Source organism: Bradyrhizobium sp. STM 3562 (genome assembly GCF_045571435.1).
GTDB lineage: Bacteria > Pseudomonadota > Alphaproteobacteria > Rhizobiales > Xanthobacteraceae > Bradyrhizobium.
The window spans coordinates 6,852,514-6,868,807 of the sequence record NZ_CP120694.1 but is presented as its reverse complement, the minus strand read 5'-3'; the positions used below and the strand labels follow the sequence as shown (position 1 = coordinate 6,868,807).

Sequence of the window (16,294 nt, the reverse complement as noted above, 5' to 3'; positions counted from 1 at the left end):
AGGCAAATGACCGAGGAGAGAATTCCCATGAAGGCGATCATTGTGATGGACCGGGCTACGGGAACGGCCGCTATGAAGCTGGTGGAGCAGCCCGAGCCACAGGCAGCGATAAATGACGTCGTCGTTCAGGTTCGTGCGTCGGGTTTCACGTGGGATGAGCTGACGTGGCCCCCGACCTGGACCGATCGCCTCGATCATGACCGAACACCGTCGATCCCTGGGCACGAGTTGGCCGGAGTGGTCACCGCGCTCGAGTGGGACAGCGGGTGTTCGGCCTCACGGACTGGTATCGCGACGGCACACTGGCTGAGTATGTCGCGGTCGAGGCGCGCAACCTCGCGGCGCTCCCGGGCGACGTCGATTTCACCGTGGGCGCGAGCCTGCCGATGCCGGGCCTGACCGCGTGGCAGGGACTGTTCGAGCACGGCCGCCTTCAGGCGGGGCAGAGCGTCCTGGCGCACGGCGCGGCTGGCGTAGTCGGTTCGATGGTGACTCAGCTCGCGCGAGAGGCCGGCGCCTACGTCATCGGCACCGGACGCGCTGCCGACCGTCAGAAGGCGCTCGACTTCGGCGCTCAGGAGTTCGTCGACCTCGATAACGATGTTTTGGAAGACGTCGGCCAAGTCGATCTGGTTTTCGATGTCTTCGGCGGCGACATCGGAAAGCGGTCGGCGCGGCTTGTTCGAGCCGGAGGAACGCTTGTTTCAATCGTCGGGCCAAGCGAGGAACGGCCCGCCAACGGCCTGGCGGTCGATTTCGTCGTCGAGTCCGATCGTGCCCAGCTGCGTGAGATCGTCCAGCGAGTACGGGACGGGCGACTGCGGACGAACATCGGCAACATCGCGACCCTCGACGATGCCGTCGCTTCTTTCAACCGGACCGAGCGACGCAAGGGGAAGACTATCATCCGCGTTCGTCAGTAGGGACCCGTGCCCCTTGATGCATGCAGTCGGCCGACGCGGTCCGGGTCGACCGCCTGCGTCGTATCAGCCCTAGCCACCACGAGGTATCCATGGTTTTCACGTTAAAGATCAACGGCACACCCCATGAGGTCGATGTCGACGGCGACACCCCGCTGCTGTGGGTGCTCCGCGATGTGCTCGGTATGACCGGGACCAAGTTCGGCTGCGGCCAGGCGCTGTGCGGCGCCTGCACCGTGCATGTCGACGGCCAGCCGGTCCGCTCCTGCCAAACACTCGTCGACAGCGTTGGCGACAGCGCGGTCACCACGATCGAGGCGATCGGCCAGGCGCCGCAGGGTGCGGCCTTACATAAGGCATGGGTGGAGTTGGAGGTGGCGCAGTGCGGCTACTGTCAGTCCGGCCAGATCATGTCGGCGGCTGCGCTCCTGAAGGATACGCCGAAGCCGACGAATAACGACATTGACGCCGCCATGTCGGGAAACGTCTGCCGATGCGGCACCTATCAGCGCATCCGGGCTGCGATAAGGCACGCTGCGGGAGTTTGAGATCATGAAAGGACCTATTACGAGAGAGCAGATCGTCGATGGAACGGCGATGTCGCGGCGCGCTCTTCTACAGGGCGCAGGCTTGCTGCTCGGTTTTGCGCTGACCGGTGCAAGCACGGAATCCGTCTTCGCGGCGCCTGCTTCGCGGGTGGTCGAAAATGAGGTCACGGGTGCGTTCGCGCCGAATGGATTTATACGGATCAATCCAACCGGCGGCGTGACCCTGGTCATGCCGATGGCCGAGATGGGACAGGGGGTTTACACTGCGCTCTCGATGCTTCTGGCTGAAGAACTGGAAGTGAAGCTTGACCAAATTCAGGTCCAGCATGCGCCGGCAAATGATACGCTTTACGCCAACTCGTTCCTGCACATTCAAACTACAGGTGCTTCCTCCTCTGTACGTGCCTTCTGGACGCCGCTGCGTCAGGCAGGGGCGGTGGGCCGCAATCTGCTGATTGCCGCTGCCGCAAAGTGCTGGAATGTCGATCCAGCGACTTGCCGAGCCAAGGATGGCGTCGTTTTCGATGCCTCGGCCTCGAAGCATCTGACCTACGGCGCGCTTGCAAAAGCTGCGGCGAAATTGCCCGTTCCGCCTGCGGCAAACGTGAAATTAAAGGATCCGAAGGACTTCGCCCTGATCGGCACGCGTGCCAAGCGCGTGGATTCATCTATAAAGGTCGATGGGCGCGCGCTCTACGGCATCGACACGCGATTGCCGGGAATGAAGGTTGCTGCGGTTGCTATTTCGCCCGTACTCGGTGGCAAGGCGAAAACCGTGGACGAGAAGGCAGCACTGGCGGTGAAGGGCGTCCGACAGGTGATCAATATCGATGAAGCAGTTGCCGTGGTGGCGGATCACTTCGGTGCGGCGAAGAAGGGGCTCAAGGCTGCCATCATCACGTGGGACGATGGGCCGAATGGCAAGATCAGCAACGCCGACATCGTCAAACAATTGGAGGAAGAATCCCAAAAGCCGGGCGCGGTTGCCCGCAATGATGGCGATGCAGGGAAGGCTCTTGCGAAGGCGGCGCAACGGCTTGACGCCATTTATCAGGTACCTTTCCTCGCCCACGCGGCGATGGAGCCGATGAATTGCACCGTTCATCTGCAGAAGCATCGTTGCGACATCTGGGTTGGGACGCAGGCGATGGCGCTCACACAGTCTCTGGTCGTCGAACTCACCGGCCTGTCAAAGGATGCGATCAAAATTCACAATCATCTGATTGGCGGTGGCTTCGGCCGACGGCTGGAGGCGGATGGCACGGTGCTGGCCGTCAAGATCGCCAAGCACGTCGATGGCCCAGTGAAGGTGATCTGGAGCCGCGAGGAAGACATCCAGCACGACATGTATCGGCCCTACTACTTCGATCGGCTATCGGCTGCACTTGATGCGGCCGGCAAGCCAATCGCTTGGACGCATCGGATCGCCGGCTCCTCGATTACCGCTCGATATATTCCCTCTTGGTTCAAGGATGGAGTAGACCTCGATGCCGTAGAATGCGCGGTCGGGCCTTATGCGCTGCCCAATATCCATGTGGACTATGTCCGGGTCGAACCCCCTGGTGTTCGGACTGCTTTCTGGCGCGGTGTCGGACCGACTCACAATGTCTTTGTAGTCGAAAGCTTCATGGATGAGCTCTCGCATGCCGCGAAACAGGATCCTGTCGCTTATCGCAAAGAATTGCTTAGTCACAATCCGCGAGCGCTTGCTGTTCTGTCCCTTGCCGCGGAAAAAGCAGGCTGGGGATCGCAACTTCCAGCCCGGAATGGCCGCGGGATTTCGGTACAATTCGCATTCGGAAGTTACTTGTCGGCGGTCGCCGAGGTGGAAGTGGCGGCCGACGGCTCCGTCAAAGTCAAGCGGATCGTCTGTGCGGTTGATTGTGGCATGTGCGTCAATCCCGATACGGTCGAAGCACAGGTTCAGGGTGGAACGATTTTCGGGCTAAGCGCCGCGCTTCATGGCTCGATCACTTTCAAGGATGGGCGCGTCGAGCAGAGCAACTTCGATAGCTATCTGCCGATGCGCATCGACGAAGTGCCGGTGGTGGAGACGCACTTGATTAGGAACGCAGAAGCTCCAGGTGGCATCGGTGAAGCTCCGACGGCCATTGTCAGTGCTGCCGTGACTAATGCGATCTTCGCCGCCACCGGCAAACGTGTACGCAGCCTGCCGATCGATACGGATTCGCTGAAGTCGTCGTCATAGTCCTTGCCTATCCCGGCGCGCCGCAGCGTGCGCGGGGACGACGGTGCAGAGCCGAGTGGGCCCAAACGAGACGATTCCGTGGAATGCACCATTCAAGGGCTTGGCTCAGATGGTACGGCGCTGCGAGAATGGTAGCAAGAAGTGGCTGCAGGAGCGCTGGATGGATCTTGCAACGGTCGACGGGCGCGTTGCCCCCATGGGCTACGCACCGCACTGATGGCAAGCGTTGTTGACATATAAAGCGAGAGCTGACTTGTCAACTCTGCCCTCAGATCCCAGACGATCAGGTCTCGTCTGCACAATGTCCAAAAGTTGCTGGATGAGCGGTTTGTAGGCTAGCCCACTCCGGGCTCCATGGGATCTATCAGCTTAACGATAGTTGTTCCGAGCGCCTTACGAACCACGAAGAGGGGAGTGGTTTCCAATCAATGAAACGCTTCAGTATGAACTGGCGAACTGGCTCGCCGATTTTGTCATTAGCCCATTTGGAGCATAGTTAGGTTTTTAGACGAAGCAGTTCAGGCAGGGGAGATTTCGAAAAGCTCGGCGGCGGATGGTACCGCAGTGCAAGTCTGGCTCGCTTCGTCGACCGTTTCGCTGTCAAAAAGGCACTGGCGCACGGGAACGACGCTACAGTGGCCGCAAGCGAGGTCGCAAGCGTTCGAACCTGCTGCCGGTCGTCGCTCAAGCCAATCTCGACGCTGGGCAGCCGTTTGATGTCGCAGCCGACGGCCCCCGAACAGGACGCCGCAATTTGCACCTGTGCCAAGACGCTTAGTGAGATCAATTCTCGTGGCTCCCAACTCGCTTACAGTAGCCTCGAATTCAACTTCGCTTGCAGTTCGCCGACGACCTATGTAACTCGCTCACCATCGGCATCCCGTAAACGTGCTTTCCTGCCTTGAAGGGCTCCGGCCCGTGCCGCACATTGCGCCCGCCTCTCACGAGTAGTCACCACCGCTCTGCTGAGAGAGGTTGCCGAGATAGTCTCGCTTCCCGATCTTCGCTCCGAGTTGCCGCAGAATCGCGTGCGCAATCGAGATGTGGAAAAAGAAGTCCGGTAGCACGAGGTGCCGGATATAGTCGTCGCCGCCGAACCAGCCGCGAGCAATAGGCGGCGTAAGTTCGTATGTGTGGGACTGCGCACCGGCCATCTCATTCGGCTGAACATTTTGCAGGAAGGCTCGAGTCTCAGTGAGACGTTCCTTCAACGCGGGATACACTATCGGGGTGTTACGGAATGCCGGTCGATCGTGCTGCATCAAATTCGCCATATGCCTCTCGACCTTGTTACAGCTTACGGAGAATTGCTCTCCGAATGTGAGCATGTCGGGCGCGAGACGCTCGCCAAGAATTCGTCCCGCCTCAAACCCCTTGAACAATTCAAGCGCCTTAGCGTCATCGAGATAATCGTCCATCACGTTCAGTCCATGTACCATGACGGGAACTGTGATTTCGTAGACCGAGAATGACACGCTGATTTTCTCGCGCTCGTTTGTAGTCCGCACGTCAGTCGGACCCGATAGCTCGATAAGCGAAGTGAGTGGTTACCACTCTGCGCATGCGGCCGCTCAATGAAATCGTAGCCTTTGCTATCGCGCGGCGAGGCGCAACGTCTTGGAGCCTCCGCGCTTGTTCGGCCTGCGTAGCGGATCTCAACATCGGACGGGGCCGGCGTAATTGGAAATACCCTTTGGGCATGCATTTCATGATTAAGGGAAATAGTCGCGATCCGAACACACGCGCGCGCATCTTGCCCTTATCGATCAGCGAGCGAGAAGTGCGCTATACTCGCGGTGTAGGGCGGCGTAGAAAGACATGAAGGGGCGCTTCGTGATCACTGGTTTCCGTCGACTCGCAACACTTCGAAAACGCCACCCGCCTATCGTGATACGTGTCCCAGGCCATTTAGCTCCTGCGGGTGTGGAGCAGAACGATGCGCCTATCTTTCGAGTTTGTGGTAGGCCACTGCGAGGCCACCGTCGCCGAGAGCATTTCAAAGCGGCTCATGGCCGCTTGTTTCTTCCACGTACCGTCTCCTTTGCTCAGCAGACATGGGATCAGGCAATTCGGATGCCTGCGCAGACGAGGCGGCAGTAAAAAGATGCTTAGACGTTCAAGTGGGCCGTGCCCTGCCAAGGGTCTCGCCCAACGATCCGCTACTTCAACGTCGCAAGATAGGCATCGAGGTCAGCCCGGTCCGTCGGGTTCTTCAGCCCGGCGTAGGGCATCTTGTTTCCGGGAACTACCTTCTGGGGTGATTCCAGATACGCATCGAGGATCTTCGTATCCCAGACAATATCGGACTTCCTCATCGCGTCACTGTAGGGGAACCCGGGAGCCGTACCCGCCTTTCTGCCGATGATTCCTCCCAGGCCAGGCCCGACACGATTGGCCTGATCGGTAGCGTGGCACGTTGCGCAAGCTTGGAAGATGGTCTTTCCGTGCGCGGCGTCCTGCGCGTGGCCTGGATTGGCGGCGGCTCCCGCAAACAAGAGAGCCGCGAGAATCGCACGAAGTGTTCCTGCGCTGTTCATTACGAACATCCTTTTTTGATCGGGATCAGAGGTGGCGCGGCTGCGCGAATTCGTTGAGATCGTCTCCGAGTCGAAGCGGGTGGTGCGCCTAGTGGACCAATAGGCGCGGCTACAGCCAGGCCTAAATGGGTACTTTCATTGCGCATCCTTCGCCGCCCGCGGGCGTCACGGCGAATCGCGCGATAGTTTCAGTCCTTAACGGGACGGCCGCGTGCGCTCGGCCGCCCGCCACACCGAAGGATCGGATACAGGGGACAAAATGAGAAATTCCTTTTGGACATGCATTCGATAGGCGTGAGATATCGTCCAAGAGGCCTGTGGGCGCCTGCGGTCGGGCCCGACAGCGATCAGCCGTCAAAGAATGTGCTGGTACTCGAGGTGCCGTGACGTAGGACGACATAAAAAGAGCAATTCGCGATCACTCTTTCCCGTCGGGGCTGCTTCAAAACGTCATGCGCGAGCACTCCTTCCAGCTCGCGCTTCAGATAATGGATCCGGATCCAGCGCTTCGCGGGGAAACAGGTAGGAAAGCACCAAATCGGCCCGGATTGGCTTCGGTGACGGTCGCGGCCGAAACGACGAGATCGCGACAAGTGCGCGCCTTTAACCACGGTAATACTCACCCGCGCGCGGCTTTTGATCTGGAACGCGCTCATCCTACTCGCCTTACGATTCGTCGCGTACGCGTTGCGAGGGGGACCAAGCAGTCCGCGGTGACAGCACGACGTGCGGGTCCGACAACCCGTGCGTACGATCGGCCCGTGACGAAGCCATCTGGGCGATGGCGGTTCGGGGCTTCCTGACGTGCGTGGGCGTGCTTTCGCGTGAATTCATAAAGTATATCTCAAATCGTTGAGACGCCCAGCGGGCTCATTCATGTTACGGATGAATATATCTAATTCGGCTGTCACCCCTACTGGGTCAGCCGCAAGTGGCTATTTGTCCTGCGTGTTCAGTCGAAGGCAACCAAGACCGAACCAATCAAAATCCCAGATCAGGTTAAGCGCGGAAGGACCCTTCGCTCGGTCGCGAGATTGGCTGCTTGCGAGATGTGTTCTCTCGCCGTGGCGAGCTGAGCTCATGAACCTGAGCAACATAAAGGCGTTTTGGACGTGGCAGGTGAGCCATTCTGGCGTATATCGCGACAAGACCTCGACAAGTTGATGGCCACATTGGACGTCACCTTCGTCAGGCTATCGCAATGCGTGCTTGCGACGGGGGCTCACCTGGCCGTCGCCTGCGGGGATGCCACCACCATCCACTACTGTCTTCGAGGCGTCGGGTTCATTGTCCTGGACGGCGAAACGCCCATCCGCCTGACGCCGCATACACTGGTGATAGTCCCAGCTGGACGAGCAATGACAATTGTCGCCACGGAGCGCCCGACCACACTACGGAAGGTCGGCAAGGGCGGCGACGGCCTCTTCACGCCCGGCTCGTCGTACCGGCACACCATCGGCGATGGCAAGCCGACACTGGTGCTTGCGTGCGGCATGTTTCGAGCCACCTACGGCCCGGCACTGGACTTGTTCGCATCCCTTGCAACGCCCATTGTCGAGACGTTCGAGGCACATGACCAACTCGACCAGGTGATAGCCTGCGCAATAGCCGAGCTCGCGGCCCAGGACGTCGGTGTGGGACCAATGTCGGCGGTGCTGCTGAAGCTCGTGTTGCTCGCGCTGCTTCGACGTTCCTTAGTCTCGAAGAAAACCTGGGTGGAGCGCTTCGCGATCTTAAGCGACCCGCCGATCGCACGAGCTTTCGCCGAGATGGCCTCGCGCCCCTCCTTTCCGCACACCGTACAAAATCTATCGCAGGCCGTCGGTCTCAGCCGCTCAGCTTTCATGGCGCGGTTCTCCGCTGCCTTCGGTGAGGCGCCCATGTCACTCCTGCGCCGCCTTAGGATGCGCCTCGCTGCTGACCTGCTCTCAGCCAACGCGCTATCGATCGACCAAGTCGCCCTAAACGTCGGCTACCTAAGCCGGAGCAGCTTTACGCGCAATTTTCGTCGGTACTACGGCAGCGACCCTTCAGAATACCGCTCCAAAGCGCAGAGCGCACGGTCCTCAAGGGCTGCTCCAACTGAAGATACGATCGAGCAATCCGATGCCGCGTGAGAATCTTCGTCCGCAAGAGCGTTGGCGCCGCCGCCGGCGAGCTCATCGCGGCCTTGTGATGACACCCGAGCTCGATCAACTCAGTGCCCTCTCGGGTCGGTGCGGACGCAGGCGAGCGTCTTAGCTCGTTTGCACCGCGTAAGGTCTCTGGCTGTGGGATCGATGCGCTGTAAGCCGCTCGCCTTCTGCGTGCTCGCCGGTGCGGGCGCGCTCGCCACCTCTGGGAGCCTTACATGCGGCATTTCATTCTGGCGGACTTCGATCGACCAGTCTCGAAACCTCGCGACTTTGATAAAAGCGTCCAGCGCCGGCGAGTAGCGGCGCCCCTGCACGGCCAGCAGCCGCACCTCCCGCGAAATCGGGTCGCCTTCGAGCGGAATAGTCTTGAGCGTCGGAAGGCATGGCATGTGCTCGGGCGCGAGTACCACGCCGAAGCCAGCGGCGGCCAGGTACTGGAGGTGCAAGTCGTGACCGCTGCAGTGGCCCAGATGCGGCGGTTCCTTGGGGAAATACGACCGTTGAATCTTTGGGGCGACATCGCATCCGACGCGCTCCAGCAAGACGGTCTCGCGGAGGTCGTCAATTCCAATCGTGGGACGATTTGCGAGCTGGTGTGTCGGCGCCAGAACCGCGACGTAACGCTCTTCGAAGAGCAACCAGTCGTCGATGCGGGCGGGTATGTCCTGCACGTCCCCGACGATTGCGGCGTTGATCTTCCCCTCAAGCAGCAGGTCGATGAGCTTCTCCGCCGTGCCCTCGCGCAGCTCGACATTAAGTCCTGCGACGAACTTTGCAATCTCAGTGATCAGATCGACAATGAGCGAAGGCGAGATAGAGGGGGCGAGGCCGATCTTGAGTGGCGCGATCTCCTTGCGTTGAAATTCTTTAGCTCTGCGACGTGCCGTTTCTGCCGACGCCAGTGTGCGCGCCAGCATCGGAAGAATCTCCTTCCCGAGGTCGGTGAGCTGCGTCAGCTGGCGCTCACGATAAATCAACGGGCCCCCGAGTGCCTGCTCCAGCTTCTGGATCCCCTTGGTCAAAGCGGGCTGTGTTACATTGCACTGCTCGGCCGCGCGGGTGAAGTTAAGCGTGGACGCGACCGCGAGGAAATAGCGAACTTGATGAAGCTCCATGGGTCTCCGATAACTTGCTCCTGTCTTTGCACATGACGCCGTGACGGGGGGCCGTCGAAATGACGGCATATGGATGCCACTTGCATGCACACGTTGGAACGGCCCAGTCTATTGGTTTGGACGCACGGACACGCTTTCTGGAGGCTCTGAGAGCCGGGCTAGTGCGCAGCGAGGTCCCGTCGCGGGGTTGGTAGGAATTGAGGGTGGCGTAGTCTCCGAGGTGATCAACCTCGAATCATCCGGCGTTAGAGCGCCGGACCGGAGACCACGCCATGAGCAGCAATATCACGAAGTCGCATGCCCCGCAGTGTGAAGGAGAGACGGCTCCCCAGCTTTTCGACGATTGGTTCGATCCGATTGAAACTGCTGTGCGAGAACGAGCGCGGGAATTTATTGAGGAATTGATCCGCGGTGAGCTTGATGCGGCCCTTGCCCGTCCGCGCTACGAACGCACCAGGAAGGTCGGCCATGAGGGAAAGCCCGGCATGGCGGGTCATCGGCACGGCAGCCGGCCGCGATCGCTGATCGGCAGTTTCGGGCCGATTGAGATCGCGGTCCCGCGGGCGCGGCTCAACACGGCCGACGGTAAGACCACCGAGTGGAAGAGCCAGTCGCTACGGGCCTACCAGCGCCGCACGCTGGCCGCCGATGCGCTGATCGCCAGCTGCTGCCTGGCCGGCACCAACACGCGCCGTGTGCGCCGCGCGCTCAGCGCTCTGTTCGCCGGCGCCGTCGGCAAGGACACGGTGAGCCGGGTGTGGCGCAAGGTGAAGAGCGATTGGGACGCCTGGAATGCCCGCTCGCTGGCCGAAGAACCGATCGTGCGATTGATCCTCGACGGCACCGTGGTGCGAGTACGGCTCGACCGCAAGGCGACAGCCATCTCGCTGCTGGTCGTCATCGGGGTGCATGCGGACGGTCAGAAGGTGTTGCTCGCGATCAAGAGTATGGGCAGCGAGAGCACCGAAGCCTGGCGTGCTGTGCTCGACGATCTCATCCGCCGTGGGCTGCGCCGTCCCGAATTCCTCATTGTCGACGGCGCGCCCGGGCTTGAGACTGCAATTGCCGCCGTGTGGGATGGCGTGCCGGTGCAGCGCTGTACCGTGCACAAGCACAGGAACCTGCTGGCGCATGCGCCCGAGCGCCTGCACGAGGAGATCACCGCCGACTACAATGACATGATCTACGCGGCGACGCGTGAGGAGATCGAGGCGCGACGCAAGGCCTTCATCCGCAAATGGCGGCTCAAGCATCGTGCGGTGGCCGACAGCCTGCAGGAAGTCGGCGACCGTCTCTTCACCTTCACCCGACTGCCGCCAAGTCAGTGGAAGAGCGCACGCACAACGAACGCCATCGAGCGGCTGCACGAGGAGTTCAAGCGACGGATCAAGACGCAGACCGTGTTGCCATCAGCGGACACCGCGGCAATGTTGTTCTGGGCCTTGCTCGCCTCCGGCCAGATCAACATGCGCAAGGTCGATGGCTGGAAAACACTTGCCACAAAGCCCATCGATCAGCCAATTGACCTCGCCGCGTAATCAGATAGCTTCACGATGTCGGAGGCTGCGCCACTCCACATTCCAACCACATCCCGGACGGCACCCGCAGCGAGGTGGGCGGAGCTCCCTGACGAGGAATCGGCAAATGCCCTGCGGCAGGCTTTATGGTCTTTTTCCCCTCACGAAGAGCGCATTCAGTTCGATCGAGCCGAAACCCCATTCAGGCAGCACCCGTACCGAGCTGCCCAGTCTCCAGCTGCTCGCACGCTGATTTCGCTCGACGCGGCAATCCCTAGCCCGGCGACGGCGCTTGCTGTGGCTCCTTCGCTGGTGGTGATCGCGAGCTGACTCTCAACGCGCTCGGAGGCGACACGGCCGTCTTTTCGTAAGGAGAAGTCGGCGATGAGTGCGCCGGACTGACGATCACCGAGTGGTGCGTGAGGTCCGAGAGCGTGTCGGGCGCGCGTGCTCTCGTAGTCCAGAGGGGCCACGAGTACCCTCGGAAGCTGTATGATTGATCCTTCTACATTTTAGGAAGAATGAGGGATTTGCCCGCCGTACCCGCCACGGCGGCCGCCGCTTAAGGGCCAGCTAGAGGCGAAAATCCGCGTCACGAATCTGATCCGAAAGTTCCATTTGGCCGATCCTCATCGACGAGTGCGCCCTCTCCCCGCGGGAAGGCGTGCCTCAGCCCTTCCAGCGACGGTCGGCTGGCAACTCCAAGACGAAATGTAGTTTTTCTTTCAACCGGCCTCATCGAAAATATGGAACCTATCATCGTCCGCTCATCGTGCACGGGCCGAAAATCGGTTTCGCGCGAAGGTGCGAGCCTGATTGCGAAGCAAATCCCGCATGGATTGCGGGCGTCCGACGGAAGGAAAGCAGTCGCAGGATGTCGAAGCGGACGAACTCTACGATTTGTTCGAGTGCATTAAACCTTCGGATCGTCGTCCCGCGCCCTTTTGGGTGCCCGAGCTCAACCGGCGCTCAATTGAGCCGCTCGTGACAATCGCCTTAGGCTTGGCGCAACGGAGATCAAAGAAAGACCTGGATGCGTTATCGCCCGGCCGAAATGTAAGTCCCTCGCAACACCTGCCATTCTGGAGCCTGATCATGAGAAGAATCACTGTTCTCGTCGCCTCTGCTCTGATCATTGCATCTACTAATGCCGGGCCTGCCGCAGAGTCCAACTTAAACAAGGATGTTAACACCGCTCGCGCGGCCTTGGCGACGGTGCACAGCAAACCCGCCAATGCGGCCGACAAAGACGAGTCTTGCCGCGTCTACGTCGCCTCATTCTATCAGTCCGCGGTGCTGCGGCAAGCCGCTGCTGGCGGCGTCGACGGCGCGAGGGTGTTAACTGCGCTCGATTCCGTGATCAATATTTTCAACGATCTGTTGGCGCCGAAATGCGGCGGTTGACCCTCACTGTTCTCTGGCAAGGACAATGGGCGCGGGGCGGCAGATGATCGTATTCCCGTTGACAACCCCCTGGATATGGTTTGAGGCCGCCATGGCAGTTCACTCAATCACCAACACTACACTCCACAATTTGGTGGCAGGTCCCACGATCTTTATCTGCGATGAGTGCGTCGATCTCTGCAGGGACATTATCCGCGAGGAGCACAAGTCCTCGCTGGTCAAGTCGCGCGACGGCATTCCGACGCCGAAGGAAATCTGCAAGGTGGTTGATGACTACGTCATCGGGCAGAGCCATGCGAAGAAGGTCCTGTCGGTCGCGGTGCACAACCACTACAAGCGCCTCAATCACCAGACCAAGCACAACGACGTCGAGCTCGCGAAGTCGAACATCCTGCTGGTCGGTCCGACCGGCTCGGGCAAGACGCTGCTCGCGCAGACGCTCGCCCGCATCCTGGACGTGCCGTTCACGATGGCTGATGCGACCACGCTGACCGAAGCCGGCTATGTCGGTGAGGACGTCGAGAACATCATCCTGAAGCTGCTCCAGGCCGCCGACTACAATGTCGAGCGCGCCCAGCGCGGCATCGTCTATATCGACGAAATCGACAAGATCAGTCGCAAGTCCGACAATCCCTCGATCACGCGCGACGTGTCCGGTGAGGGCGTGCAGCAGGCGCTGCTGAAGATCATGGAAGGCACGGTGGCTTCGGTCCCGCCGCAGGGCGGCCGCAAGCATCCCCAGCAGGAATTCCTGCAGGTGGATACCACCAACATCCTGTTCATCTGCGGCGGTGCGTTCGCTGGCCTCGAGAAGATCATCTCGGCCCGCGGCCGGTCGACCTCGATCGGTTTCGCCGCCCAGGTGATGGCGCCGGAAGATCGCCGGACGGGCGAGATCTTCCGTCACGTCGAGCCTGAGGATCTCCTGAAGTACGGCCTCATCCCTGAGTTCGTCGGCCGCATGCCCGTCGTGGCGAGGCTCGAGGATCTGGACGAGACCTCGCTGAAGAAGATCCTGACCGAGCCGAAGAACGCGCTGGTGAAACAGTACCAGCGGCTGTTCGAGATGGAGAACATCGAGCTGACCTTCGCCGACGAGGCGCTTGGCGCGGTCGCCCGCAAGGCGATCGAGCGCAAGACCGGCGCGCGTGGTCTGCGTTCGATCCTCGAAGCGATCCTGCTCGAGACCATGTTCGACCTGCCGGGCCTGGAAGGTGTGGAAGAAGTCGTGATTTCCCGCGAGGTCGTGGAGGGCACGGCGCGGCCGCTCTACATCTACGCGGATCGCTCGGGGCGCACGGTGGGAAGCAGCGCTATAGCGTACTAACTCGACCGGGCCAAACGACTGACGCCTACAACATCCGATCCGTTACTTGTTCTTCCCCCTCGTTTGCTACTGCTCCGGTGCCCAAATCGACGTCAACGAACCTAAATCGCTAAATAGTACGATAATGTACTGTGATAGGAGTGAAACATGGGTGATGTCATTCGATTTGCACCAAAGTCGGAGCGAGAGCGAGCTCGCTTTGTTCGAGAAGCTCGAGCGATTTATGACAGCGTCTTCCCGCCGTCTGAATGCGCCTGCGACCAGCCGGACAATGCATGCGCAAGCCACATGCGCGTGGACGCAGACATCGATCACGGGATGGGGGCGCATCATGATCGCGATCATCGCCGTACTCTGCAGCTTGTCTTCTCCCGCAAATTGCCACGAGCAGACCGTCACCACCTCGAACTTCGCTGACATCTCGATGCAGTCCTGCCTGATGGGCGCACCGCAGCTTGCCGACTGGATGAATCAGCATCCGACCGAGCGCCTCGCAGCATGGCGCTGCGTGCTCGGTAAAAGGGATGGCAGGGGCGCTTAGGGTCCCCGGGGCCGATTTTGTTCCTCAAATAGTTTCGCGACTCCGCGCTCGATCCGCGAGGAGTCAATTTGCTTGGGTCCAGGCCGGCATGAGGAAACTCGCCAGGACTGGGATGAGATAAGCGCGGCCGAGCTCGACCAAGGCGGTCATGATCAGTTTTCTGGTCGGAGCGAAGTATTCGCCGTAGGCGGCAGCTAAGCTGTCACGTCAGCGACATACAGATGACCACCTGTGCGCCCGCCGTGGCTCTTTGGCCATCTCCAGTGACGATGTGGATGCCCACGACGCCGCGACGATGTCATGCCCTGGAATAGAACGATCTTCGAGCTAATGATGCCTATGCCGCCGATCACTATCTCCACAGGTTACTTTTCCTCGACGGTCGCGGGACGGTCATATTGTTTCGAAACGCCACCGAGGAGCTGCAAGCACGTCCAGTAGAAAGTAAAGAAAGAAACTTCGTAAACGCGCCCATGGAAGCTCCCACCGTCGCGATTGAGGCGTCGCAGGTTAAATTCGACGGCATGGACCGCTTCCGCCCTACGACGAAAGACCTTCGCTCCTCTTAAGTCCTAAGGGCATTTGATGAGCGCGCTAAGCGCCTTGTCATCGGTGTCGAGGCAGTAGACAGCGAGCAGCCTCGCGCCCGAACTCACATCAGCGTGGGGCGGCCATCGATAAGGCTGCGCTGGGTGGGCGATCGAGATAGTGGTTCGGATGTTCGCGGACTTTCTACCTCTGGGTACCGACCGGTCTTTTTTGCGGAGCCCGCACTTATGCCCCGATGGGCTTCACACCGTACTTTTGATAGTAGGTGCTCCTGATTTCATCCTGACTTCGAGGAGGGCGAGCGAAGACATGGGCTGGAGATAGCAACGGGCTGATTGAAGTGGTTTCGATTTTGACAACGTGATCGACAGGATACTCTAGGCCATTCGTCGCCCGAACCCAGTCGGCGATCATCAAGGACTCGCCATCTTCTGGCGGCAGTATCAACGCACGGCCCTTGAATCGGTAGCCGCGCCTCTGGAAGATGTCGACTACGTTAATTTCGACAGCGGGATTGCGCTCCAAGTTCAATATCGTCCGAGGCGAGGCGATGTCAGCGAAGTACAGAACGCCGTTTCTTACCGTCAAAGACGCCTTCGGGGAAAGATTTGGCGTTCCATCCTCGTTGACTGTCGCCACAAACGACAATATCGCCTGCTTGATGATTGCCTCCATGTCGGCAGTGATTTCAATCATAGATACCATCTCCTTGTTCTTCGCGAGCGCTTCTAGCCAGCTGTCACTTGCAGCCCGCGTTGCACCGCCGGCCGAGCGAGGCCACGGGTGAGCCACGCCTGCACATGAAGAAAGCGGTCGAAGCCGACGAGATCGCGTGCTTCGTAGAAGCCGATCAAATTGCGCACCCAGCCGAGCAGCGAAATGTCGGCGATGCTGTAGTCGGCCCCCATCACCCAGTTCCGGTCCGCGAGCCGTTGGTTCAGGACACCAAGCAGCCGCGCTGATTCGGTCGCGTAGCGGTCGCGCGGGCGCTTGTCTTCATAGGCCTTACCGGCGAATTTGTTGAAGAACCCGACTTGGCCGAACATCGGCCCGACTCCGCCCATCTGCCACATCACCCACTGGATCGTTTCATAACGGGTGTTTGGATCGGCCGAGATGAATTGTCCGGTCTTGTCGGCAAGGTAGAGGAGGATCGCGCCCGATTCGAACAGCGCGAGCGGTGTTCCGCTAGGCCCATCAGGGTCGTAGATTGCGGGAATCTTTCCGTTGGGGTTGAGCGCGAGAAAGGCCGGGTCGTGGGTTTCGTTCGCCATGATGTCGATCCGGTGCGGCTCGTAAGGAAGGCTCGTTTCCTCAAGCATGATGCCGACCTTCACTCCGTTGGGCGTGGAAGTGGAAAAGAGTTGGAGCCGATCGGGATACTGCGCCGGCCAGCGCGCAAAGATTGCATGATCAACGGTCACTTTCTTCCTCCTAGATAAGCGGGCCGCGCCGGGCCGGGGCAAAGGCGAATCCTCCGCCAGGAGGCGAG

General features: G+C 60.0%; 13 protein-coding genes and 1 pseudogene. 8 read left to right on the top strand and 6 right to left on the bottom strand.

The features are described from left to right. The first annotated feature begins 27 nt into the window (after positions 1–27). The 3 genes and pseudogenes from P6U23_RS31705 (at position 28) to P6U23_RS31695 (ending at position 3,677) form a co-directional block, all read left to right on the top strand. A pseudogene (locus P6U23_RS31705) lies at positions 28–923 on the top strand (NADP-dependent oxidoreductase). An 89-nt stretch (positions 924–1,012) separates the two neighbouring features. Beyond that, positions 1,013–1,468, top strand: a complete 456-nt coding sequence (locus P6U23_RS31700; protein WP_407176296.1) for a (2Fe-2S)-binding protein — start codon at positions 1,013–1,015, stop codon at positions 1,466–1,468. A gap of 4 nt (positions 1,469–1,472) precedes the next feature. Beyond that, positions 1,473–3,677, top strand: a complete 2,205-nt coding sequence (locus tag P6U23_RS31695; RefSeq protein WP_407176295.1) for a molybdopterin cofactor-binding domain-containing protein — start codon at positions 1,473–1,475, stop codon at positions 3,675–3,677. Between the two features lie 941 nt (positions 3,678–4,618). On the opposite strand, the gene P6U23_RS31690 is transcribed toward P6U23_RS31695, so the two are convergent. From P6U23_RS31690 to P6U23_RS31680, 3 genes are all read right to left on the bottom strand, one after another. After that, positions 4,619–5,152, bottom strand: a complete 534-nt coding sequence (locus tag P6U23_RS31690; RefSeq protein ID WP_407176294.1) for a DUF1993 family protein — start codon at positions 5,150–5,152, stop codon at positions 4,619–4,621. Positions 5,153–5,836: 684 nt separating this feature from the next. After that, positions 5,837–6,214: a c-type cytochrome gene (locus P6U23_RS31685; protein ID WP_407176293.1), complete on the bottom strand. Its 378-nt coding sequence runs from the start codon at positions 6,212–6,214 to the stop codon at positions 5,837–5,839. 347 nt (positions 6,215–6,561) lie between these two features. Next, positions 6,562–6,870 (bottom strand): hypothetical protein, encoded by a 309-nt coding sequence (locus P6U23_RS31680; protein ID WP_407176292.1) that lies wholly within the window; start codon positions 6,868–6,870, stop codon positions 6,562–6,564. A gap of 507 nt (positions 6,871–7,377) precedes the next feature. Between P6U23_RS31680 and P6U23_RS31675 the strand changes: the two genes are divergently transcribed. Beyond that, positions 7,378–8,331 carry an AraC family transcriptional regulator gene (locus tag P6U23_RS31675; protein WP_407176291.1) on the top strand — a complete coding sequence of 318 codons (954 nt, stop codon included), beginning with the start codon at positions 7,378–7,380 and terminating at the stop codon, positions 8,329–8,331. Between the two features lie 80 nt (positions 8,332–8,411). On the opposite strand, the gene P6U23_RS31670 is transcribed toward P6U23_RS31675, so the two are convergent. Continuing rightward, complete coding sequence (locus P6U23_RS31670) at positions 8,412–9,464, bottom strand: LysR family transcriptional regulator (RefSeq protein WP_407176290.1); 1,053 nt, start codon at positions 9,462–9,464, stop codon at positions 8,412–8,414. A gap of 272 nt (positions 9,465–9,736) precedes the next feature. Between P6U23_RS31670 and P6U23_RS31665 the strand changes: the two genes are divergently transcribed. The 4 genes from P6U23_RS31665 to P6U23_RS31650 all read left to right on the top strand — a co-directional run bounded on the left by P6U23_RS31665 (position 9,737) and on the right by P6U23_RS31650 (position 14,253). Beyond that, positions 9,737–11,002, top strand: a complete 1,266-nt coding sequence (locus P6U23_RS31665) for an IS256 family transposase (protein WP_407176289.1) — start codon at positions 9,737–9,739, stop codon at positions 11,000–11,002. A 795-nt stretch (positions 11,003–11,797) separates the two neighbouring features. Next, positions 11,798–12,385: a hypothetical protein gene (locus P6U23_RS31660; protein ID WP_407176288.1), complete on the top strand. Its 588-nt coding sequence runs from the start codon at positions 11,798–11,800 to the stop codon at positions 12,383–12,385. 91 nt (positions 12,386–12,476) lie between these two features. Next, on the top strand, positions 12,477–13,712 hold the full coding sequence (clpX, locus tag P6U23_RS31655) for an ATP-dependent Clp protease ATP-binding subunit ClpX (RefSeq protein ID WP_407176287.1): 1,236 nt from the start codon (positions 12,477–12,479) through the stop codon (positions 13,710–13,712). Positions 13,713–14,043: 331 nt separating this feature from the next. Next, complete coding sequence (locus P6U23_RS31650; protein ID WP_271587717.1) at positions 14,044–14,253, top strand: hypothetical protein; 210 nt, start codon at positions 14,044–14,046, stop codon at positions 14,251–14,253. A gap of 774 nt (positions 14,254–15,027) precedes the next feature. Here P6U23_RS31650 and P6U23_RS31645 read toward each other — a convergent pair. After that, positions 15,028–15,498, bottom strand: coding sequence for a pyridoxamine 5'-phosphate oxidase family protein (locus P6U23_RS31645; protein ID WP_122401530.1), 471 nt, complete (start codon positions 15,496–15,498; stop codon positions 15,028–15,030). Positions 15,499–15,530: 32 nt separating this feature from the next. Then, positions 15,531–16,226, bottom strand: coding sequence for a glutathione S-transferase N-terminal domain-containing protein (locus P6U23_RS31640; protein WP_407181652.1), 696 nt, complete (start codon positions 16,224–16,226; stop codon positions 15,531–15,533). Positions 16,227–16,294: the final 68 nt, after the last annotated feature.

Bases quoted from the DNA above. Each gene is read 5' to 3' on its own strand.
- P6U23_RS31700 (WP_407176296.1), top strand. From the start codon at position 1,013: ATGGTTTTCACGTTAAAGATCAACGGCACACCCCATGAGGTCGATGTC.
- P6U23_RS31695 (WP_407176295.1), top strand. From the start codon at position 1,473: ATGAAAGGACCTATTACGAGAGAGCAGATCGTCGATGGAACGGCGATG.
- P6U23_RS31685 (WP_407176293.1), bottom strand. From the start codon at position 6,214: ATGAACAGCGCAGGAACACTTCGTGCGATTCTCGCGGCTCTCTTGTTT.
- clpX (WP_407176287.1), top strand. From the start codon at position 12,477: ATGGCAGTTCACTCAATCACCAACACTACACTCCACAATTTGGTGGCA.
- P6U23_RS31680 (WP_407176292.1), bottom strand. From the start codon at position 6,870: ATGAGCGCGTTCCAGATCAAAAGCCGCGCGCGGGTGAGTATTACCGTG.
- P6U23_RS31645 (WP_122401530.1), bottom strand. From the start codon at position 15,498: ATGATTGAAATCACTGCCGACATGGAGGCAATCATCAAGCAGGCGATA.
- P6U23_RS31675 (WP_407176291.1), top strand. From the start codon at position 7,378: ATGGCCACATTGGACGTCACCTTCGTCAGGCTATCGCAATGCGTGCTT.
- P6U23_RS31650 (WP_271587717.1), top strand. From the start codon at position 14,044: ATGATCGCGATCATCGCCGTACTCTGCAGCTTGTCTTCTCCCGCAAAT.
- P6U23_RS31670 (WP_407176290.1), bottom strand. From the start codon at position 9,464: ATGGAGCTTCATCAAGTTCGCTATTTCCTCGCGGTCGCGTCCACGCTT.
- P6U23_RS31665 (WP_407176289.1), top strand. From the start codon at position 9,737: ATGAGCAGCAATATCACGAAGTCGCATGCCCCGCAGTGTGAAGGAGAG.